22 protein-coding genes and 1 other RNA gene are annotated in these 22,034 nt (G+C 48.6%); 12 read left to right on the forward strand and 11 right to left on the reverse strand.

What is annotated here, in order from left to right:
- The first annotated feature begins 347 nt into the window (after positions 1–347).
- The 5 genes from RF679_RS07480 (at position 348) to RF679_RS07500 (ending at position 3,481) form a co-directional block, all read left to right on the forward strand.
- Positions 348–560, forward strand: a complete 213-nt coding sequence (locus RF679_RS07480; RefSeq protein WP_309483593.1) for a DUF904 domain-containing protein — start codon at positions 348–350, stop codon at positions 558–560.
- Positions 557–883: a cell division protein ZapA gene (locus tag RF679_RS07485; RefSeq protein ID WP_309483594.1), complete on the forward strand. Its 327-nt coding sequence runs from the start codon at positions 557–559 to the stop codon at positions 881–883. Before RF679_RS07480 ends, RF679_RS07485 begins: the two co-directional genes overlap by 4 nt.
- A gap of 91 nt (positions 884–974) precedes the next feature.
- Positions 975–1,151, forward strand: a non-coding RNA gene (gene ssrS, locus RF679_RS07490) — 6S RNA.
- 164 nt (positions 1,152–1,315) lie between these two features.
- Positions 1,316–1,924, forward strand: a complete 609-nt coding sequence (locus RF679_RS07495) for an acyl carrier protein phosphodiesterase (protein WP_309483595.1) — start codon at positions 1,316–1,318, stop codon at positions 1,922–1,924.
- 318 nt (positions 1,925–2,242) lie between these two features.
- Positions 2,243–3,481, forward strand: coding sequence for an MFS transporter (locus RF679_RS07500; protein WP_309483596.1), 1,239 nt, complete (start codon positions 2,243–2,245; stop codon positions 3,479–3,481).
- A 291-nt stretch (positions 3,482–3,772) separates the two neighbouring features.
- On the opposite strand, the gene RF679_RS07505 is transcribed toward RF679_RS07500, so the two are convergent.
- The gene (locus RF679_RS07505; RefSeq protein ID WP_309483597.1) at positions 3,773–4,384 is read right to left on the reverse strand and encodes a TetR/AcrR family transcriptional regulator; all 612 of its coding nucleotides are present in this window, start codon (positions 4,382–4,384) and stop codon (positions 3,773–3,775) included.
- Positions 4,385–4,602: 218 nt separating this feature from the next.
- On the opposite strand from RF679_RS07505, the gene coaE reads away from it, so the two are divergent.
- The 5 genes from coaE to RF679_RS07530 all read left to right on the forward strand — a co-directional run bounded on the left by coaE (position 4,603) and on the right by RF679_RS07530 (position 11,169).
- Entirely contained in the window at positions 4,603–5,226 is a 624-nt protein-coding gene (gene coaE, locus RF679_RS07510) for a dephospho-CoA kinase (RefSeq protein WP_309483598.1), read from the forward strand.
- Positions 5,223–6,407, forward strand: coding sequence for a pantetheine-phosphate adenylyltransferase (gene coaD, locus RF679_RS07515; RefSeq protein ID WP_309483599.1), 1,185 nt, complete (start codon positions 5,223–5,225; stop codon positions 6,405–6,407). Before coaE ends, coaD begins: the two co-directional genes overlap by 4 nt.
- Before the next feature lie 331 nt (positions 6,408–6,738).
- Positions 6,739–8,457, forward strand: a complete 1,719-nt coding sequence (locus tag RF679_RS07520) for a molecular chaperone HscC (RefSeq protein WP_309483600.1) — start codon at positions 6,739–6,741, stop codon at positions 8,455–8,457.
- Between the two features lie 11 nt (positions 8,458–8,468).
- Complete coding sequence (locus RF679_RS07525) at positions 8,469–10,589, forward strand: tetratricopeptide repeat protein (protein WP_309483601.1); 2,121 nt, start codon at positions 8,469–8,471, stop codon at positions 10,587–10,589.
- A gap of 130 nt (positions 10,590–10,719) precedes the next feature.
- Entirely contained in the window at positions 10,720–11,169 is a 450-nt protein-coding gene (locus RF679_RS07530; protein ID WP_309483602.1) for an EVE domain-containing protein, read from the forward strand.
- Between the two features lie 69 nt (positions 11,170–11,238).
- Here RF679_RS07530 and RF679_RS07535 read toward each other — a convergent pair whose 3' ends face one another.
- The 5 genes from RF679_RS07535 to RF679_RS07555 form a co-directional block, all read right to left on the reverse strand.
- Entirely contained in the window at positions 11,239–12,753 is a 1,515-nt protein-coding gene (locus RF679_RS07535; RefSeq protein ID WP_309483603.1) for a malonate--CoA ligase, read from the reverse strand.
- A 70-nt stretch (positions 12,754–12,823) separates the two neighbouring features.
- On the reverse strand, positions 12,824–13,609 hold the full coding sequence (locus tag RF679_RS07540) for an enoyl-CoA hydratase/isomerase family protein (protein WP_309483604.1): 786 nt from the start codon (positions 13,607–13,609) through the stop codon (positions 12,824–12,826).
- Between the two features lie 128 nt (positions 13,610–13,737).
- Entirely contained in the window at positions 13,738–14,610 is an 873-nt protein-coding gene (lgt, locus tag RF679_RS07545; protein WP_309483605.1) for a prolipoprotein diacylglyceryl transferase, read from the reverse strand.
- 1 nt (position 14,611) lies between these two features.
- On the reverse strand, positions 14,612–15,499 hold the full coding sequence (locus tag RF679_RS07550; RefSeq protein ID WP_309483606.1) for a LysR family transcriptional regulator: 888 nt from the start codon (positions 15,497–15,499) through the stop codon (positions 14,612–14,614).
- Between the two features lie 43 nt (positions 15,500–15,542).
- Positions 15,543–15,764 (reverse strand): TIGR04438 family Trp-rich protein, encoded by a 222-nt coding sequence (locus tag RF679_RS07555; RefSeq protein ID WP_309483607.1) that lies wholly within the window; start codon positions 15,762–15,764, stop codon positions 15,543–15,545.
- A 188-nt stretch (positions 15,765–15,952) separates the two neighbouring features.
- Between RF679_RS07555 and RF679_RS07560 the strand changes: the two genes are divergently transcribed.
- Together RF679_RS07560 and RF679_RS07565 are read left to right on the forward strand one after the other, a co-directional pair.
- Positions 15,953–16,258, forward strand: coding sequence for a c-type cytochrome (locus RF679_RS07560; protein WP_309483608.1), 306 nt, complete (start codon positions 15,953–15,955; stop codon positions 16,256–16,258).
- A gap of 172 nt (positions 16,259–16,430) precedes the next feature.
- Positions 16,431–16,943 carry an Lrp/AsnC family transcriptional regulator gene (locus RF679_RS07565; RefSeq protein WP_309483609.1) on the forward strand — a complete coding sequence of 171 codons (513 nt, stop codon included), beginning with the start codon at positions 16,431–16,433 and terminating at the stop codon, positions 16,941–16,943.
- A gap of 26 nt (positions 16,944–16,969) precedes the next feature.
- On the opposite strand, the gene RF679_RS07570 is transcribed toward RF679_RS07565, so the two are convergent.
- The 5 genes from RF679_RS07570 to folD form a co-directional block, all read right to left on the reverse strand.
- Positions 16,970–17,518 (reverse strand): hypothetical protein, encoded by a 549-nt coding sequence (locus RF679_RS07570; protein ID WP_309483610.1) that lies wholly within the window; start codon positions 17,516–17,518, stop codon positions 16,970–16,972.
- Entirely contained in the window at positions 17,515–17,940 is a 426-nt protein-coding gene (locus RF679_RS07575) for a DNA polymerase III subunit chi (protein WP_309483611.1), read from the reverse strand. The genes RF679_RS07570 and RF679_RS07575 overlap by 4 nt, the downstream gene beginning before the upstream one ends.
- Before the next feature lie 73 nt (positions 17,941–18,013).
- Entirely contained in the window at positions 18,014–18,649 is a 636-nt protein-coding gene (locus RF679_RS07580; protein ID WP_309483612.1) for a glutaredoxin family protein, read from the reverse strand.
- 52 nt (positions 18,650–18,701) lie between these two features.
- The gene (locus RF679_RS07585; protein WP_309483613.1) at positions 18,702–20,783 is read right to left on the reverse strand and encodes a M3 family metallopeptidase; all 2,082 of its coding nucleotides are present in this window, start codon (positions 20,781–20,783) and stop codon (positions 18,702–18,704) included.
- A 283-nt stretch (positions 20,784–21,066) separates the two neighbouring features.
- Positions 21,067–21,912, reverse strand: coding sequence for a bifunctional methylenetetrahydrofolate dehydrogenase/methenyltetrahydrofolate cyclohydrolase FolD (gene folD / locus RF679_RS07590; protein WP_309483614.1), 846 nt, complete (start codon positions 21,910–21,912; stop codon positions 21,067–21,069).
- Positions 21,913–22,034 lie beyond the last annotated feature (122 nt).

Below are 22,034 nucleotides of genomic sequence, written 5' to 3' on the forward strand. Positions count from 1 at the left end.
GTTTGGTTGAGTTTGCATGATTTGCGCTGTGGCGCTGCGGTCAGTTGCCTAGTCAGTTGTTAGTTATGCGCAAGGAATGTTGGAGTCCTGATAATGTAGAAGTTCGGCCAAACACGATCATGCTTGTACCTGCCATGATCGTGTTTGTGTTGTTAGCTCCACGTTCTTTCTATGTTCTCTCTACGTTCTCGACATGGAAATGATTTTTTGCGAAAAATCCCTTTATAATGAACCCTCTCGGTGAATTTATTCACTCGGTTTCTAACTCAAAGCCGCCACCTTGAAGGGCTGATCTGATCTCCAGTTCGGTTTTTTCGCTGCCGGTGCTCATTGTGAAGATTGAAACGATGATCTCAGAATTTGAACAACTCGCTGAAAAAGTCAATCGCTTAGCGGAATTGACGCAAACTCTGCGTCAAGAGAATGCTGCTTTGCGTCGCACTGCAGTGGAGCTCGCATCAGAGAACAAAGACTTACGTGATCGCGTGCAGCAAGCCCACACCAAAGTCGAAGCCATCTTGGCACAATTACCAGAAGAAGATGGAAAGGATGCGGCATGAGCGAGGTCAAGACAATTCAGGTTGATGTCACGATCATGGGGCAGGCCTATAAGCTTTCTTGCAAAGAGGGTGAAGATAAAGCATTGCGCGAAGCAGCCTCTTTTTTGGATGGCAAAATGACGACGATTCGTGATCAATCCAAAGTAAAAGGGACTGATCGTATTGCGGTGATGGCTGCCTTAAGTATGGCCATCGATTTGTTAGCGACGAAGACGCATGACGGACCGATGTCAGGTTTGAGTTTGGGTGAAGTTAAACAAAAGATGCAAGCAATGAATGATGTTATTGATCAAGCATTGACGCCGCAGGAAACTCTATTTTAAGAATCTATGTCAATTTGCTGAGGCATTAGATAATCCAATCAGTATGACTCGAAAAAAGTGATGAGTTTTTTTTCGGAAAGTAGTAAACTACAGTCTCCTACCGTGTTCGCCAGGCCATATATTCCTTGAACCATTTATGTGCATAGGCTGAGGAAATTGTTCAATGGCGTGAGCGTCGCTTATGTCCGATGAACCCGATTTGAACTGACCTTGGCCAACTTGAACCGCCAGGTTCAGGATGCCGGCCAGCGGCATAGGTGGGGCCTTATTCATGAAGAGCACTTATCGTTTACGCGATAAGTGCTTTTTTATTTTTTCGATCACGTATTCACGTCTCTCTATTGCATTGGCATTTGAACGAAAGCGCATGTCTTAGTCTGAGCTGGCATTGCCTCACTTTGCGTTTGATTTTGTCAGCTACAATGCGTGCTTATGAATTACCTCGCACATATCTATCTGGCGAAGCACAGTGCCGAGGCGCAATTCGGCGCTTTGCTCGGTGACTTCTTGCGACCAGGTCAGGACCAACATCTGCCGCTGGAAACGCGGATTGAGATTCAACTTCATCGACGCATCGATAGTTTCACTGATCAACATCCACTCAATTTTCGCGCACGCGCCTTATTTGGAGAGGGGCGTCGCCGCTATGCAGGGATCGTCTTGGATGTGTTTTACGATCATGTCCTCGCTAAACATTGGGAGCATATTTGTACGCTCGATTTTGATGACTTCGTCGAACAATTTTATGTAGCTTTGATGAAGCAAGCGCCGCATTTTCCAGACAGCCTCAGCTACGCCGCACCTCGCATGCGCGAGCAAGATTGGATACGCTCTTATCGTGACTTGCAGGGCTTTGAATTGACCATTCAACGCATGTCGCGACGCCTAAGCCGCAATGCCGATCTACTGCTCGCGGGTATCGACGATGTGCGGCAGCACTACCACACGCTGACGCAGTATTTTTTCGAATTCTTTCCCGAATTAGAAAGCTTTGCAAGAGAAGAACGTGTGCGGATTCAAAGCCAGTTCTCGGCATCCTAAGCTGGCCCACTACAGACTCCAAGCTACAAACACGAGGCGGCAATTGAAACTTGGCATTTAGCGTTGTTTGTTCGATATCTCTTATCGATCGCGAATGCGTTTTGGCAGGCAAAGCAAGACACTTGGCAGCAGAGACAGAGTATTTCCGTTACACTGGAGACTCAAGCTAGGTTTGCAAATCTCCCTTGATCCTCCCTCATTCAATGGTTTAAAACTCACTGGGCCCCAAACTCGGTAGACCTATCGAATGGGCTCAATCGGGAAGGGACGATCAGACTTGAGCCATCTACAAAAACAGAAACAAAAACGGAATAAGCCATGACCGACATCGCCACAAAGACTTCCTCTATCACCGCGCCCGACCTGAAGACCGTATTATTGGCAACCGGCTGCGTGTTGACTTTGGCCATGGGTGTGCGTCACGGCTTCGGTTTTTGGTTGCAACCGATCTCGATGAGCCATGGTTGGACCCGCGAAACTTTTTCGATGGCGATCGCCGTTCAAAATTTGATGTGGGGTGTGTTCGGACCCTTCGCTGGGATGGCGGCCGATAAACTAGGCACGGCCAAAGTGATTATCTTGGGCGCCGTTTTGTATGCGCTAGGATTAGCGTGGATGGCTTTAGTGACAGCCCCAGTTTTATTCGTCTTGGGCTCGGGCCTCTTGATTGGTGGCGCTCTCGCTTGTACGACTTTCGGTGCTGTTAGTGGCATTATTGGACGCACCGCGCCGGAAGCAAAACGTTCATGGGCCTTTGGCATGTCTTCGGCGGCGAGCTCCTTTGGACAATTTGTGATGATGCCCATTGATCAGCAGTTGATTCAACATGCGGGATGGCAAAATGCGTTGTACGTATTGTCCGCCGTCTTGTTGATCGTGATGTTACCGATGGCGTGGAAGCTGCGTGAACCCCAAGTACAGGCAGCGACAGGGCCGCAACAAAGCACCATGGAAGCCGTTCGCGAAGCCTTTTCGCATAAGCCATTCCTTTTGCTGCTATCGGGTTATTTCGTCTGTGGCTTTCAGTTGGTTTTTATTGGTGTGAACATGCCCGCCTATCTGAAAGACAAGGGCATCGTCGATCCATCGATCGCCGTGATTGCATTGTCCCTAATTGGCTTGTTCAATATTTTCGGTTCTTACTATGCCGGCAAACTCGGTGGCTTGTTCCCAAAACGCTATTTGCTGTCGTCGATCTATTTGTCGCGCAGTATCGTGATCGCGCTGTTCATCTTGGCGCCTTTATCGCCTTCTAGTGTGTACGTGTTTGCGGCGGCCATGGGACTGTTGTGGTTGTCAACCGTGCCCTTGACCAATGGTGTGATCGCCGGTATTTTTGGCGTGAAGTATTTGTCCATGTTATCGGGATTCGTGTTCTTCTCGCATCAACTAGGCAGCTTCATTGGCGCATGGCTGGGCGGTTATTTGTACACCAAGAACGGTAACTACGACGCCGTTTGGTTAATCGTGATCGCTCTCGGATTATTTGCTACTGTCATCAATTTACCAATCGATGAAAGTGCGACTGAGCGCGAAGTAAAGCCAGCACTGGCTTGAGTAAAAGTGCGCCACGCCAGAGCTAAGATAGAGAGTGACGCGACCTGATGCGGTGCGACGTGAGTGAACTGTGAGAACCTAGATGAAAATTCTCAAAAATCATTATACTAAGATGGGGCTTTTGGTGTTAATCATCTCTGCACTGACAGCACTTGCGCTGTGGGCATACGCACAGCCCGGATTCTTACTTGATCTGGCGAACAAGTATGTGTTTTGTTGATGATCTCCACTTCGACGATCAGAGTGCCATTCGTAAGAATTCAGCTTTTCCCATCATCAAATTTTCTCGTTTTATTTGTTTGCCGGTTCGAGTGCAACGAACCGTTCGATCATGAGTAGCACGGTTTTTGCTGCGTAACGCTTGGGCATATGTTCTGCTGCGGCACTCGCTAACTGAAAGCTGCCTTCCATTGTCGACAGCAGCGTCGCCGCAAGATGGCGTGCTGAACTTTCTTTCTTTCCTTGATCGAGCAAATAGTCGGCCAGCAAGCCTTGTAGCAAGCGCAGTTCTCTAGCGATTGCTTGCGCGTACAGAGTTCGGACTTCCTCTTGTTTAATGGCTTCTGCACCAATGATCACCCAAGCCGCAACCGCTTCTGGATTTTCACCTTCACCTTTGGCTAGACGCGCCTCAACATAGGCACGCAGTCTTTCGTGCGGCGTCTTCGCTCGACTCAGCAGATCTTCAAAACGTGCTTCAAACACTGTGGTCAATGTGGTGATCAACTCCACGAGTATTTCAGCCTTTGTTGAAAAGTGGTAATGAATTAAACCCGGTGTGAGTGCGGCTTCTTTGGCGATCGCTTGAATCGTCGCCTTCTCATAACCTTGATTCGCGAGCACCCGCAGAAAGGCGGTCGTGATCTCTTGTCGACGTTGTTGTGTGTTCGATTTCCTCGACATGTCGGGCCTCCTTAGACCTGAATCAATGAGTTGCGGGAGCGTAGTTTATTTTTATTTGGTTGAATGACCAAAATTATACTTGCAAAACTTTGTTCTGCAATCTATAGTTTCAATATTGGTTGATTGACCAATATTGACGTGAAGAAGAGATTAGATTGATATGGATTCTATCGAAGAGCGTCGTTAAGAAACTGCATCGGTGGAGAATCAATTAGACAATGAGTACAAGTGCGCGAACACGTTTAGTGCATCTCACTGGTGCGATAGGAAGTGGAAAATCGACCGTGAGACGCTTGCTTGAAGCTTATGGCGTCGTCACTCTCGATCTAGATTCGTTGGCGCGTTCCATGCATCAAGATCCTCAGCATCCGGTTATGCATCATTTGAAGCAGGCCTTTCCGCAGCTGATCACCACGAGCGGCTGCTTACAGCGTGGCTGTTTGCGGAGTTATTTTTCTCAGCATCCAGATCAGAATCGTGAATTGCTCAGAATCATGCAGCCATTTATTCAGAGCGCGCTTCAACATTGGTTAGCACAGCAGACATCGTCTTTTGTGGTTTGTGAGACTGCGCTGAGCTTAGTGAGTGATGACTCTCCAATTCCAGTATGGCGACGTGTGGTGGTGGATGCATCGGAGGCCTTACGCTTGAATCGACTCTTGCAGCGTCAAGCTACTTGGACATCGGATGACGCAACTAACATGATGGCGATGCAAGTGGGTCGAGAGGCGTACTTGCTTGGCGCTGACCAAGTGATCTCCAATGACGGCGATCTATCAAGACTAGTTTCGCAAGTGGAAGAACTTTATTCTTACTTGTGCAACGAAGGGGAAATCAAATGAAACGAATCGGTTTTTCAGGAAGTTTAGATCCGATTACGAATGGACATATGTGGGTGATTGGCGAAGCGCGTCAGTTGGCTGATGAGGTCATTGTGTTCATTTCGGAGAATCCATTTAAACACTGCCACTTCACAGCTGCACAACGCGAAAAGATTGTGATCGCCAGCTGCCACGAACGTGCCTGGTACAACGTGAAGGTGGTGGTTGTGAAAGGCGACTATACAGCGCGCGCAGCGAAGCACCATGGGGTCGATTACCTGATACGGGGTATTCGAAATAATGCCGACTTTGATTATGAGAATTTACTTCAGCAAGCGAATGTTGAGGTGATCGATGGGGCGAAAACCTTGTTCGTGATGCCACCGCGTGATTTGGGATCAGTGAGTTCAACTTTTGTCCGTGGCCTGCAGGGGCCGGTGGGTTGGCATTGGCATATGAAAAAATTTGTACCAAGGCCGGCATATCAGGCATGGATTGAAGATTGGCTGCATCGTGAGTGGGCGCATTTGTGGCCTGATTCGCCGGAGCGTGCTACTGATCGCGCTGCAAACGATGAGCGTGCGTCACAAAGTCCGCGCCATATGTTCCTACAAAAAATCCTTTCTGCATATAGTGGGCCGCGCCGTTACTACCATGACTTAGAGCACCTCGTGCACGGTTTGAGTGAACTGAAAGTGTACGCAGCCAATCACTCAATCGCAGCGCATGATTTGCGCGTGTTGCAATTGGCGTTTTGGTTTCACGATTTCATTTACCGTGGTGAGCAAAACGAATCAGATGAGGAAGCCAGTGCGCAAGCATGGCTGGCGGCGCAGCTCGATCCAACTTGTGCCGAGGAAGTTGCCCAGCTGATTCGTGCCACTGAACATTCTAAACAAGTCCGGGAGCAATCACCACTGGCGAAAGTATTGATCGGTGCAGACTTGGCGATACTCGGCCAATCGCACGAGATCTACACCAATTATGCACAAGCAGTACGTCGTGAATATCAGTATGTGAACGATGATTTATTTTGGATCGGTCGGCAACGTGTTCTGTGCGCGATGTTGCAAAAAGCCGAGACAGGCATACTCTTCGAAGATGCGTACTTTGCAGACTTGTACCAAGCACAAAGCTGCGACAACCTCAGATGGGAAATCGAAGAATGCCAAGCTAAGATGGCAATGCAAACGACAGTTTAAAAATCGCCTGCAGCCTTCACCGAACTTAGCAAGGAAAAATGGCTGCCCAAAATAGGCCTCCTCAAATAGGGCTTTTTAGCGATTTTAGCTTGGGTAGCAACCAGAGCAGCGATGTCGTGTTTTTGAATCACCATCTAAGTTCTGGAAGGGCTTGAAAAATCATGTTCAAAATGGAATGCTTTTTCGTGTGATCTCGCCTTTTTTGCTGGTGCAAAATTGTCAACGCATGTAATTCCTCTTACAATATAAACAAAGATAAGGGCACAAAAGGGAAAGGTCTCTGATCGTCCGTGTGTTGAAGAATAATTTACCCAGAAAATAGGTTTGCAAGATGATCATTGGTATCGATTTAGGAACAACGAATAGCTTGGTAGCGATTTGGCGCGACGGTAAGGCGCAGTTGATACCGAATAGTTTGGGTGAGTTTTTGACTCCGTCTTGTGTCAGCTTAGATGAGGACGGTACAGTGTTGGTCGGTAAGGCTGCACGTGAACGTTTGCAGACGCATCCTGAACGCACGGCGGCCGTGTTTAAGCGCTACATGGGTAGTGATAAAAAAATCCGACTTGGTGATAAAGAATTTCGTGCGGAAGAGTTGTCGTCTTTTGTGCTGAAGAGTCTCAAGCAAGATGCTGAAGCCTTCTTGGGTGAACCGGTGACTGAGGCGGTGATTACGGTACCAGCTTACTTTTCTGATGCGCAGCGTAAGGCGACGAAAGTCGCGGGGCAGTTAGCGAATCTGAAGGTGGATCGTTTGGTGAATGAACCGACCGCCGCCGCTCTAGCTTACGGCATGCATCAGTTCAAAGACGAATGCAAATTCTTGGTGTTCGATCTTGGCGGCGGCACCTTCGACGTGTCTATCCTCGAAATGTTTGATGGGGTGATGGAAGTGCGCGCATCCGCTGGTGATAATTTCCTCGGTGGCGAAGATATCACCAAGGTGATGGTCGATGCCTTCATCGAAAAACATGAGTTTCCGGCGAAGGTGAGAAACGATGCGCGTTTCATGCAGCAATTATTTGCCGCGGCAGAGAAGGCTAAACGTGAGCTGTCCTCAGGCGAAAAAGCGCTGATGGAAGTACAAACCACGGAGTCCACTTTGCAGTTGGAATTTAACGAGGAACTGTTCACTAAGATTACATCGCCCTTGGTCAAACGTTTGCGTGAGCCAGTGGAACGCGCATTACGTGATACCAATTTGCGGAGCAATCAATTGGATAGCATCGTGTTGGCAGGTGGGGCGACGCGCATGCCAATTATCAAACGCTTGGTGACTCTGATGTTTGGTCGTTTCCCTCTCAGTGATATCAATCCAGATGAAGTGGTGGCGATGGGTGCCGCCGTGCAAGCTGGTTTGAAAATGAAAGATTCGGCTCTCGATGAAGTTGTCATGACGGACGTGGCACCGTATTCCTTGGGCGTTGATACGGCGATTGTCTTGTCCGATAACAAAACGGTTGGTGGTCAATTCTCTCCTATCATTGAGCGCAATAGCACGGTGCCGGTTAGTCGCGTAAAACGGTATTATCCGATCGAAGACAAACAAGACAAGTTGATATTCAACATCTATCAAGGCGAGTCGCGCTTGGTCAAAGATAATATTTTCCTCGGCAAGATGGAATTTCCTTTAGACCCTTTGCCAAGCCAAGATAATGGCGTTGATCTTCGTTTTACATACGACGTGAATGGTTTGTTGGAAGTGCAGGCTACTGTACTGAGAAACCAACAAAAGCATGCGATGGTGATTCAAGGTAATCCAGGCTTGCTGTCTGACGAGCAAATTGCTACGCGCTTGGCAGATTTAGAAAAAATTAAAATGCACCCACGCGATACACTCGAAATTCGCACCGTAATGGCCAGAGCAGATCGTGTCTATCAGCAATTGAAAGGTGATACTCGTGCATGGTTGACGACACAGATTGCTGAATTTGAGCAGGTCGTTGAAACACAGAACCCCAAGCTGATTGCCCCTGCGCAAAAGCGATTTGTCGAAGTCTTGGATGAAATCGAGCGTGACGTGGTGTTGCATCCTGATTTCACCGAATGAGTGGAGTGCTCATGAGTGAAATGGAAGATTTGCCCGCGTTCTTTATTGATCAAAGACTTGATTTCTCTGCCGATGAACGGACGATCAAACGTGCTTATGCGAAAGCTCTGAAACAAATCGATCAGGAAACTGATCTGAATGGCTTTCAAGATTTACGAGAGTCCTACGAGTACGCGATCGCTTGGGCTCGACATCGTGATTGGCGTGCGGCACAGGAAGCTGAGACTCAAGAGCAAACTCAAGTTGAAACTCCGGTTGACACTTTGGTTGAAACGCAGACTGAAATTAAGACTGAAACTAAGACTGAAACTCAGATTCAAGTCGAACACCATGACGAAAGCCAGAGCGCGACGTCACCTGAAAAGACCGATTTGTCGACCAACTTGGCAACCATTTCGGCAAGTAATTCAGGAAGTAGTTCGGACAGCATTTTAGGCGCATCCAATACTGATCAAGATCTTGAAGCTGCTATCGAACGCGGTGTGCAGGCAGCAATCTCGCAGGTCAACCTGGGAGTCACTCAGCTTTCGACTGAGGAATCGGATCGCACTAGTCACGCGGATGGACACGAAAAATCTCCAATACTCGAACTGGCCCCGGAGCCCGCGTCTGTTGTAGAGCAAGACGCTTTCGAAACTTCGAAAGAACCAGCCGCAGATCTTGTGCCAGCCTTACCTGATCCAACTGAATTGGCGCGTGAGGTGTACGACGCAGTTTTACAGAAAGTACGAGAGTCCAACAACGACGACGCCGACCTCGGTCCGATTTTGCAAGAGGCGATGGATGACGATCGTTTGATCAATGTAGAAGCGCGTGATGTTTTTGAGTGGATGATGGCGCATTACGTGGCTCAGGGCTGGCAGCCCGGCAATGGTAATTTGTTCGGCGCGACGGTGAAGTGTTTTCAATGGAATCAAGACCGAAATCGCCTTTTGCGATTTGGTGAGCTTGGCTATTTCCTCGATCACGCCTTGATTGAAATGAGTAGTTTCAATGATCAAGATCGCGCTTTGGCTGATCGCCAAGTGTTTTTGATTCGTCGAGCGCGCGATGCCAGCATGCCTGACAAAGCGTTTTTTAAAGAGAATATCGGCATTATTCACTACATGGGAAGTAACTTTCCCAATTGGCTGAGCCTCGTGACTAGTTGGACGAATTTGCAAGCGTGGCGCGAACGTGCGGCCGAACTCAAGATTGAACCTAAAAAAGTCGAACAGAAACAGCATGAGGATGACGATGACAGCATTTTTTCCAATCCTCGGATGTGGATTTTTATCGCCATGATCGTGATCGGTTTCTTGCGAACCTGTGCGAACGATACAAACAAACGTACTGTCATGCCGCCAACGTCCATGGAAACTATCGCGAACGCGCAGCGTATGGCCAGTGAACGTTTGAGTCCAGAGGCCCTGATGTATCAGGCGGGTGAAGATGCTTTCTTTGGGCGTGATGGCGTGAAACAAGATTACCACGCGGCGGAGCAAGCTTGGCTGCAGTGCGCTGAGAAAGAACACTTGGACTGCATCAGTCGCTTAGCCGATTTGTATAGTATGAGTAAGACCGGTATGGCAAATCCTGAGTCTGCGCATCTGTATCGTGAGCGGGCGGCGGAACGTGGCAGAACGCGGATGTATTTTGAATTGGCCAACGACTACATTCTTGGACGTGGCATCAAAAAGAATGACGCCAAGGCGTTTTCGTGGACAAAAAAAGCAGTCGAGGCTGGCGAGCCCGCAGCTACCCATAATCTTGCCTATTTGTATGAGCACGGTATCGGCGTCAAAAAAAATGCCCAATTAGCTTGGGATCATTATGTCCAAGCGGCCGATGCAGGCGTGCCAATTGCGATGCGTAAAGTTGGTGTCACTCTATTGACGGGCCAACTCCACGTCGCCAAAGATGAAAACAAAGGCATGGAATTCCTGAAGAAAAGCGCAGCGAAAAATTACGGCCAAGCCGAGTTTGATCTTGGAACGATCTACGAGAAAGGTTTGTATAAACAAGCAAAAGATGTAGAACAAGCGACTCAATGGTACGCACGTGCAGCACAGCATAGCCATGAGGAGGCTAGTAAAAAACTCGGTACACTGTGCAAGTCAAATCCATCTTCCGCGTGTAAGGAAAAGGTCTAGACCTTGTGGCGGTGAGTATGGACCGAGTCGCTTGGGTTGGACGATATTTCACACGCTGACTAGATGTAGTAAAGAAAACGAGAAGTCTTCACGTCACATTGTTGAAGCAGGTAGAAGGGAATCCATCGAGATGAAATACTGGTTAATGAAGTCAGAACCTGATGAAGTCAGTATCGATGATGCTGTGCGTTTAGGGCCTGCACCCTGGTTTGGAGTACGGAATTACCAAGCCCGTAATTTTATGCGCGATCAGATGAGCATTGGTGACGGTGTTTTGTTTTATCACTCAAGTTGTGCGGAGCCAGGCATCGCAGGTTTGGCCGAGGTCGCCAGTTCAGCGTACCCAGATGAAACACAGTTTGATCCGAAGAGTAAGTATTTCGACCCAAAATCGACACGGGAAAATCCCCGCTGGCTTTTGGTCGATGTCAAAGGCACTCGAAAGACTCGGCTACTCAGCCTTAGTGAAATGCGCACTAAACCAGAATTGGCGACCATGACTGTGTTGCAAAAGGGAAGTCGTTTATCCATCACTCCTGTGACGGAAGAAGAGTGGCAGGCCGTATTGAAACTCTTGTGAGTTGAAATCCGCTTAGGCCTGCCTGAACTAATGCAAGCAATATCACCAATCAAGCAAATACCAAGCAGTTTAGGTGAATTGTTGTCGAAGGATGTTCTTCTGAACTTTACCCATGGTGTTGCGGGGTAGTTCGTGCACGATATGAACCTGCTTCGGCACTTTGAAGTTAGCGATTTGAGACTTCAGACGTGCAATCACACTTTGCTCATCAAGAGATGCCTTGGGCTTGAGCACGATCACAGCACATACGGCCTCACCAAAATCAGCGTGTGGAATCCCTATCACTGCCGACTCATCAATTTCTGGCATTTCATCAAGAATACTTTCGATCTCTTTGGGATACACGTTGTAGCCACCAGAAATGATGAGGTCTTTACTGCGGCCGACAATGCTCAAGTATCCATCTTGGTCGAAACTGCCGAGGTCGCCTGTCTTGAAGTAGCCATCTGAGCTAAATTCCTCAGCCGTCTTTTCTGGCATACGCCAATAGCCGCAAAACACGTTAGGTCCTTTGACCTCGATGCCGCCGATTTCTCCCTGCGTACATGGCGAGCCATTTGGGTCCACCACACGGACCGCGACACCTGGGAGCGGCAGGCCAACGGTGCCGCCTTTGCGCGTTCCAGAGTAGGGATTAGAAACCAGCATGGTCGTCTCACTCATGCCATATCTTTCGAGAATGGTATGTCCACTTCGTGACTGAAATTCTGTGAAGGTTTCCATCAGCAATGGAGCAGAGCCAGAAATGAAGAGCCGCATGTTGTGACAGGCTTTTTCATTGAAATCAGGCTCTTGCAGAAGTCGAACATAGTAGGTTGGGACACCCATCATGACCGTGCTACGGGATAAAAATTCGAGGCATTGTTTCGCCTCGAATTTCGGTAAGAAAATCATGCGTGCGCCACTGCGTAGGACAGCATGAGAAGCAACAAATAGTCCATGCACATGAAACAGGGGTAATGCATGTAGTAACACATCTTGGCTCGACCAAGCCCAAGCTTGGTGCAGGACGTCTGCATTGGAACTCAAATTGCGATGACTTAACATCGCGCCTTTGCTTCGCCCTGTCGTGCCCGATGTGTACAGAATTGCAGCGAGATCGTCGCCATTGCTTTGTACTGTTTCAAACTGGTCTGACATGGGGAGCGCACGCTCCAGCAAGCTGCCTTGATTTGGCCCTTGTCGACAGGCATCTAAGGTGAAGACGCGTTTCACTCCAGCTTGAAAAGCAAGTTGGGAGACCCAGGAAAAATTGGCCGGCGCGCAGATAAAGACTTCTGGTTGGGCATCTTCGATAAAGTAAGCAATCTCATTGCGCTGATAGGCCGTATTGAGTGGCAGGAAAACGAAGCCCGCACGGAGACTTGCCAAATACAACAGCAAGGCTTCCGGTGATTTCTCGACTTGCACTGCGATCCGTGCACCGGCACTTAAACCTAAACTACATAAGAGATTCGCCAGTTTCGCGCTGGCGCGTTCGATATCAAGGTAGGAATAATACTTTTGCTCGGCGGTCTCAATGCAGCAGCGTGACAAGTCCGCCGGAAAGTGTGAAGCGAAATGTGCGTAGAGATTGGCATTCATAGTGACGAGCTTGAATAATGGGAGAATGGATACAGCATGAAATACGCAAGTGAATTCACATGGAAGTCGATTATTTTCCGGTGAATTCAGGTACTTTCTTGGCCAAGAAACCGAGCACACCTTCTTGATAGTCTTGCGTATTCAAGAACGAGAAAGCTTCTAATAATTCGTCGTCGCTGAGACGCTCGGGTACGAAACTCAGACGTCGAATAAACTTTTTGTTGATTCTAGCCGCGAGTGGCGCACCTTGTGCAATACGTTTGGCTGTCTCCAGCGCTTCGGTATGTACGTCGTCAGAGAGTCGATGGACGAGACCTTTTTGTTTGGCTTCAATCGCATTGAGAATACGGCCTTCCAATAAAATTTCGAGGGCTGTCGCTCGACCAACTAGGCCGAGTAGGCTTTGTAACTCTTTTGGCGCTAAAGGAAATCCCAGTTTGTTGATCGGAATACCAAAACGGGAGGATGGATCGGCGACCCGAATATCGCTGGAGATGGCAATCTCGAGACCGCCGCCGACACAAACACCTTCGATCGCAGCCACCACCGGATGTTGGCACTCGCTGATAGCTTTCAAAGCTGCCGCAACAGTTTGATTGTGGTATTTCATTCCATCGGCGAGCGTATTTCTAACGGTACTAAATTCCTCGACATCAGCTCCAGCAGCGAAGTTACGATTGGCGCCACGAATAATGATGCATCGCAGAGTGTCGTTTTGATGTAGCTCCAGAAAATGCTGCGTGAGGGCATTCCACATGCCCATATTGAGTGCATTCAGTTTGCCTGGGTTGTCGATTGTAACGTAGGCGATTTTCCCTTGGCTCTCTGGGTCAATTTCACATCGAATAGCGTCCATGGTGATCTCGTCGTTCTTATGATTGTGGTGTTATGAGTGCAGATTGAACAAATGGCCCTTAAGTTTGAAGGGCACATTTGTTTGATTATTTTGATTGTTCACGCTAGCAATGTAATACCAGCAGGGGTCTATTTCTTCTTTTTTTTCTTCTTCGTTGGCGTTTGGTCCGCCTCTGATTGCTTGGATGTCGGCGCACTGTTCTTGGCAGATTCAAAACGACCTTGGTAGGCCATTACCAATAAAATGACACCGACAATCACCATAGGGAAGGACAACATCTGACCGGCTGAAATGGTGATGCCAGCAAAGCTGACTTCATAATCTGGCGTACGGAAATATTCGGTGAAAAAACGTGTGCAGCCATACAGCGTCACATACATTGCGCCAACTGCCAGCGCAGGTCGTTTTTTGGACGAGAACCACCACATAATGATGGCCACTAAAATCCCATCAACCAGGGCTTGATAAATCGGCGAAGGATGAACGGGATAGGGCACACCAGGCCAAATCATGGCCCATGGTAAATCGGGTGAAGCGATACGTCCTGGTAGTTCATGATTGATGAAATTGCCGATCCGCCCCGCAGCGTAGCCGAGTGGAACCAAGGGAGCAATGAAATCGTACACAACAGGCAGCGACATCTTGGCCTTGCGAGCCCACAGGAACATCGCGACCAGCACGCCCAGGAAGCCACCATGGAAAGACATTCCACCGCGCCAGATCATTGGGATCTCGATTGGATTGGCTAAGTAGTAGCTCGCGTTGTAGAAAAAAACTTCGCCTAAACGTCCGCCGATCACTACTCCTAGCACGCCATAAAACAGCATGTCGTCGATATGATCTTTGGTCCAGCCGAGTACGTTCACGTGCGGTAAGCGCAGTCGTAAGCGACCCAGCACGACGAATTGGATGAAGGCCACCAAGTACATCAAACCGTACCAATGGATTTTGATAAAACCGAGATCAATCGCGACGGGATTGAAATTTGGATGTTCTAACATGTCATTGTTCTTCTAGTTGTTGCAAAAATGCTTTGAGGACTGGTGAATCATTGTCTTTACGCCAGGCGACGCCGATCTCGACTTTGGCATCGATATCTTGCAGCGCTTGGTAATGAACGCCAGGGCGCTGTAAATTCGAAACTGATTGCGGTACCAAAGCGATGCCCATATCGGCTGACACCAGAGCAATAATGGTTTGCATTTGGATCGCTTCCTGTGAGATCACAGGCGTCATTCCAAGATGTTGAAAGCAAGCCAGAATACTATCGTGCAAAGCAGGCGCAATTGTGCGGGGAAATAGCACTAATGGCAAATCTTTATAGGTGCTGAGGTACTGTGCAGCTTTCTTACGCTTTTGGTGCGACGGTAAGGCCAGCACTAAGGATTCAGTGCGAATCGTGCGATAGTCGAGAATGTTTTTTGATGAATCTGGAATAGGTGGGATTAGTAGTCCAACATCGATTTCAGATTTTTCTAAGGCTTCTAGTTGTACATTGCTGGTCGCTTCATGTAGTTCAATCTGCACATTGGGGTAGGCATGTCGGAAGCTTCTTAAGCTGGGTGGCAGTACACTGTAATCGGCGATTGAGACGAAAGCTAACGAAAGCTTGCCCGTTTCGCCAGTGGCAGCGCGTTGTGCGATATGACTGAGTTCATCAGCATGCTGTAGCAATCGCCGCGCTTCGGGAAGTAAGGCCTTGCCTGCGGCGGTCAGCGAAATTTGGCGTGTGGTTCGGTAGAAAAGTGCTGTACCGAGGCTTGCCTCCAAGCTCTGAATGGCTTGTGATAAGGGCGGTTGCGTCATGTGCAAACGACGCGCGGCTTGGCCGAAGTGCAATTCTTCTGCGACCGCGACAAAATAGCGTAACTGTCGAGTCTCGATCGTCATGTCACCGCGTGCTTATCGTACTGGATGGGAAGTCAGTCGAGAATTACTTTTTCTTGAAACCGCGTTTGATGCGTTCTTCTTTCATTTTGTCGTGCATGCGGTCCTCGGTCTTTTTGTCCAGACCCAACGCGCGTTCGATGAACTCAAACCAAAGAAAGGCCAGAAAGGCCAAACCATTCACCCACCACCACGAAACATTTTCCATGAAACCAACTTCAGCAAGTTTCAAGGTGTAGAGAAGCGCAAGAATGATAATTAATAGCATTGAAGTATGAAAATTAGGTTGGCAATGAGCTGGCTTAACTTGCTCAGAATTGCATTCCATCATAGGGATAATTGGTCCTACGGTCAACCTGCTTTGTCCCACATTTAGGGGGGGAATGCGCTTGTATTATTGGTGCAAGGTAAGAAAAGCGTTAAAATAAGACACCACTTATTTAATCGGAGAATCAAATGAAAAAATCCTTGCTCTTAGCCGTTATCGCATTTGGCGTTTCTGGTACAGCAATGGCGAATGCAGATTTGGCGAAATCCAAGAACTGCATGACTTGCCACAATGTCGACGCGAAGGTCGTGGGACCAGCATTTAAAGAAGTTGCAAAAAAATATGCAGCTGACAAAACTGCTGAAGCAAAGTTGGTGCAAAAGGTATTGAAGGGTGGAAGCGGTGCGTGGGGCGCGATTCCAATGCCAGCGAATACTCAAGTATCTGAAGCTGAAGCGAAAACTTTGGTGAAATGGGTATTGAGCTTGAAATAAGCCTGAACCAAGAGATTCAAAAGCTCGAAAAGCTCGGACTAGTTCCGAGCTTTTTGCTTTCTGCTATGCCGTCGTCATAGACGTTTTGATGATTTTTCCTTATGCTTGCGGCTGAAGTTTTTTATTGACAGTCTTGACTACGAGACATTGACCTACTTTTGTTGCGCTCCTTATGGCGAAATTCCTCACTCTCGATAAGATTGATCGTAAGCTGCTCAATTTATTGCAGAAAGACAATCAAACACCAACTCGAGTGCTTGCTGAAAAACTGCATATTTCGCAACCGACTTGTTTGCGACGCATGAAGGCATTGCGCGATGCTGGTGTCATCAGTGCAGACGTGGCGATGGTCGACCCATTTTCGATTGGTTATGGGATGTTGGCGTTCTTAGAGATCTCATTGGCAAATCAATCCGATGAGCACATGCGTGACTTTGAAGCGTGTATGAGCCTCGAACCCGAAGTGATGCAATGTTACTTTGTATCGGGTGAGATCGATTATTTCTTGGTGATACACGTAGTTGATATGGAAGCTTATTACCAATTTGTGCGGCGAGCCATTTCGGGGTCGGGAAATGTGCGCCACTTCCATTCACGATTCCCGATGAAAAGGGCAAAGTTCACGACCCGGATCGCGTTTGACGAAAAGACGCCAGAATTGTCGGTTCGGGTCTCAAAACGCTAAGATTTCATGATTCTTCGTCGCTTGGCTTAGCGCAACCCTTTGAGCTTGGTAATCTCTTGATTCACGGCTCGTGTGACAACTTCTTCAATGCTCTTTTTAAGACCAACTCGGATATCGTCTGCGAGTTGATCGACCGCCTTTTGTAGGACATCGGCCAAGCTATCGCTGACGCGGTGTTCGAGAACAAAATCAACTCGTGATAAGACTTGCTTGAGCACATTTTCACGTACGCTTTGCTCCAGCAGAATCCAATCTTCACTATCAATTTCTGGCAAGGTGCTACTGAAGCTGGCCGCGTTACTTGGTATTGACTCTACGCTACTTTCACGTATCAAGGCCTGCGGCGCGAAATTGAGACCCGCACTGAGACCCGCACTCGCAGTGTTTGCCGCGGTCGTGCTCGTGCCAAGCGTACTGGACGAGGAGCGAATCGTCGAAGCCGCCGAGGGTACAGACGATGTGTTCGGCGCTGCGGGTTTTGCGCTGCTTTGGTGCGGTGCTTCGGGCGTTGTGCTAGTCGGTGAGTGAATGACCTCAGTTAGCACTGGAATACTCGAGTCGATTTGTTCGTTCATGTTGTACTGGCTACGGTGTGTGAGGGTTGGATGCCCTCATGTTGATATTGTCGAAAACGTTGACGGGCTGCTTGCGCGTCAGTCGGATCGGTCGAGACGATTTCAATCACTCTTTCAAACTCTTGATAGTTGGTGGGGAGTTCTCGGCTCAAATTAATCAGAATTTGACGATGCGGTAGGTTTGCTTGCAAGTCTTTGGTCAAAATGATGGGCGTCACAGGTGCATTTGCATCGTCAAGATAGCTATGCGGCAGAAAGTCGCTGGCCGAAAACGACCATAGCTGTTCATCGAGACACGCTAAGGCAGCGTCATCGTCGCTATAGATGATGATGTTGCAATGAGCGGCACGTGCTTTCCGAACTAGACGGCAAGTGTAATGCAGACTATCGCTAACTTGGCTGTGAAAGTCGACGCGAGGCATTTTGTCAGTGGTAGTTTAAAAAATAAGCAAAAATAAAGCAGGAACGATGATCAAGGAAATACCCCTTGTTACCTCAAAAACGTATGCCCGATGCTGAAGATGATTTCGGTTTTAGTGGCTCCGCAGCCTTCGTATCGGCGGCTTTGTTTTCGTTGACGACCGGTGGTGCTGCAGGTTCGGGTTCAGGATAACGGTAGTCTTTCGGAAGTTTGTTGGTTTCAGGATAGCCTGCCGCAGCTAAGGCCGTTTTCCATTCGACCGCGTCGAGGCCCTTGAATTTGCTACGACTGATAATTAATAAGGGCAGTGAAGTATCTCCGCTGACTTGACTCAATTTATTGACGTCGTCGTTGGTTTTGACGGTTTTTTCGGTGAACGGAATGCCCGCTTGTTTTAGCAGACTTCGCCCCTCATTACATGCGCCACAATTTGGCGCTGTGTAGAGTGTGACGGGATTCTTGCTCACGGCAGCGGCAAGATCAGATGGGAAATTCGCTGTATTAATACTGCTGCCGGTGTCGAAACTCTTGGTCGCGACTTTTTTTGCGCTTGGCGGTGGAGGCGTATCGCTATAAACGGTTTTGCCATTGGCATCGATCCATTTATAGGCTTGCGCGAAGGCGTTGCTAGTCAATAAACCTGCAGCGACGCCAAGTAAAATGAAAATTGATGTCAATCTCGATTTATTGATTTTATTACGCTGAATCATGATGTCGCCCCATTCCCTCAAGTAAAACGTGAACCTGTTTTCCAATTACTTCTTAAGCATTCATACCATTATGCCGCAATAAGGCGTCGATCGATGGTTTTCTGCCACGGAAAGCGACAAAGGATTCCAAGGCAGGGCGCGAACCACCGACTTCCAAAATCTCGGTTTGAAAACGCTGCCCGACGCGGCGTGACAGACTTGTACCTTCGCTTTCGACCACTTCTTCAAAGGCGGCATAAGCATCGGCGGATAAGACTTCGGCCCATTTGTAACTGAAATAGCCCGCCGCATAACCGCCTGCAAAGATGTGACTAAACGAATGTTGAAAGCGATTAAAGCTCGGTGGTTGAATGACCGACACTTGATTGCGCACGTCCTGCAGTACTTGTGCTACTTGGAAGGATGCGCTTGAACCTGTTTTCGGGTGCTGGGCGTGAATCCGCATATCAAATAAGGCGAACTCGACTTGACGCAAAGTCTGCAAGCCTGCTTGGAAGTTTTTCGCCGCAATCATCTTGTCGTACAAACTGCGCGGGAGGGCTTGTTCTGTCTCGACATGGGCGCTCATCGATTGCAGCACGTCCCATTCCCAGCAGAAGTTTTCCATAAATTGGGAAGGTAGTTCAACCGCATCCCATTCCACGCCCGAGATACCAGAAACAGCGATATCATCGACTTGGGTGAGTAACTGATGTAGTCCATGTCCGAACTCATGAAATAAAGTGATCACTTCATCATGCGTGAAGGTGGCTGGTTTGCGCACACCATCAACTACCACAGGTGCATTGAAATTACAGGTCAGGTAGACCACTGGCGTTTGCAGTTGGCCTTGTTTCAGGCAACGGGCGCGGGCGTCGTCCATCCAGGCGCCACCTTGTTTGGCGGCGCGAGCATATAAATCCAAATAGAATTGGCCGACCAGCTTGCCCTCACGTTCGACACGGAAGAAACGGACATCCTCATGCCAAGTGCTCGCGTGATCTTCGCGAATCGTGGCGCCAAATAGTTTCTCGATGACTTGAAATAAACCTGCGACTACTTTCGGTTCTTGAAAGTATTGCTTCAATTCTTGTTCAGAAAAAGCGTAGCGCTGTTCACGCAATTTTTCGGATGCATAAGTCGTATCCCATGCTTGCAGATCATCGATGCCGAGCTGCTCTTTCGCAAACTGACGAAGCTCGCTGAGATCTTTTGCTGCATATGGTTTGGCCTTGGTGGCGAGATCGAGTAAGAAGGTTTCGACTTGTTCTGCACTCTCTGCCATCTTTGGGACTAAGGACACGTCTGCATAATGACGATAACCTAAGAGTTCAGCTTCCTCTTGGCGCAAGCGCAAAATTTCGTCTATCAATGCACTGTTATCCCACTCGGCATTTCCTCCAAGTTCAGATGCCTTGGTGGCATTTGCACGGTAAATCGTTTCGCGTAGAGAGCGGTCTTCGGCGTATTGCAAAACAGGGAAGTAGGATGGGAAGTGCAAGGTGAATTGATATCCTTGTTTGCCATCCTCTTGCGCTGCGTTGGCGGCGGCTTGTAAAACGTCTTCGGGCAATCCTTTTAGCTGTTCGCGGTCTTCGATAAGCAGTTTGTAGTCGTTGGTGGCGTCGAGCAAGTTTTCTGAAAAACGTGTGGAGAGTGCTGCCAAACGCTCTTGGATTTCAGCATAGCGTTTTTTAGCGTCGTCATTGAGCTCTGCACCACCAAGCTTGAAATCTCGCAAGGCATTGCTGATGATTTTTTTGCGCGCTGAGCTGAGATCGGCGTAGCTCGGGCTGGTCGCGAGTGCTTTGTAGTTTTGGTAGAGCTGCAGATTTTGTCCTAATGCTGTCCAAAATTCGGTGATTTTGGGTTGTGCTTCATTGTAGGCAGCGCGTAATTCTGGCGTGTCGCGTACTGAATTGAGGTGGTTCACAATACCCCAAGCACGGCCTAATCGCTCGGTCGTCGTCTCAAGTGGCGTGACAAAATTGTCCCACGTAATGTTTTCGATGGGTGCTTCCAACTGGGCCACTGTGCGACGACATTCTTCTAGCAATCGGTCGATCGCTGGGGCCACATGCTCGGCGGTGATGGCATCGAAACGTGGCAAATCAGAAAAATCGAGTAGGGGATTAAGTTCCGTATGACTGTTCATCTTGTTTTCTTGTTACTTTAAAAGTGTTGCATGAGTGTTGGGCTAGCATAGCGTTCGGGCGAGCTCGTCGCCTGTGAGCTGTCGAAGTCTAGAATACCACATGGTGTGTGCTAGCCTCGAAATCAAGGGGCTCTTCAAGATCCTAGGAACGACATCAAGTTTTGAGTGGGTTCCTATGTTTTTAAAGCGAGAACGCCGTCGTCATTGCTGACGACGGCGTTTCTTGGAATGCTTAACTTCTGAAGCTCATCTTGAGCGCTACTTATTTTTCAATTCTTTTGATTTACTTACGCTCAGCCGCTTCGATGGTATTCACCAAAAGCATCGTGATCGTCATCGGGCCCACGCCACCTGGTACGGGTGTGATGTGGCCAGCCACTTCCTTGACATTGGCATAATCAACGTCACCACATAATTTGCCTTCGTCATCACGATTCATGCCAACATCGAGAACGACAGCACCTGGCTTTACCATGTCTGCCGTCACAATATTACGCTTGCCAGTCGCGACCACCAAGATATCGGCATTGCGTGTGTGTGCACCCAGATCACGGGTCTTGGAATTGCAAATCGTGACGGTTGCGCCTGCTTGTAATAACAGCATCGCTTGTGGTTTGCCAACGATATTCGACGCGCCGACCACCACTGCATTGGCACCGCGCACTGGATAATCGATGGATTCCAACATTTTCATGACACCGTAGGGTGTGCAAGGGCGGAACAATGGTTGGCCAGTCATCAACAGTCCTGCATTGCTGATATGGAAGCCATCAACGTCTTTTTCCGCCGCGATGGCTTCAATCACTTTATTGGCATTGATGTGAGCAGGTAAGGGCAACTGGACCAAGATGCCATCAATTTTAGGATCATTGTTCAAACGGTCGATATGCGCCAATAGATCTGCTTCGCTCAAATCGGCTTCGTATTTTTCAAGCACGGAATGGAAGCCGCAATCCTGACAAGCCTTCACTTTATTACGCACATAAACTTGTGATGCAGGGTTGTCGCCAACAAGAATCACCGCTAAACCTGGCTGCTTACCTTGGGCAGTGAGCGCTGCTGCGCGTTTGGTGACGTCAGCGCGGATTTGTTGAGAGAGTTCGGTGCCGCTAATGATTTGTGCAGTCATGGTAGTTCGCTCGAAAAGGCCTGATCCAAGGTGGAGTCGGCGAGAGATTAGAAAAATGGTGGATGGCCGTCATTATAAAGGATGGCACGCCGCCTCTGCTCGGGTTTGCAACAAACAGGTAA

It is taken from the genome of Undibacterium cyanobacteriorum (genome assembly GCF_031326225.1).
Taxonomy (GTDB): domain Bacteria; phylum Pseudomonadota; class Gammaproteobacteria; order Burkholderiales; family Burkholderiaceae_D; genus Undibacterium; species Undibacterium cyanobacteriorum.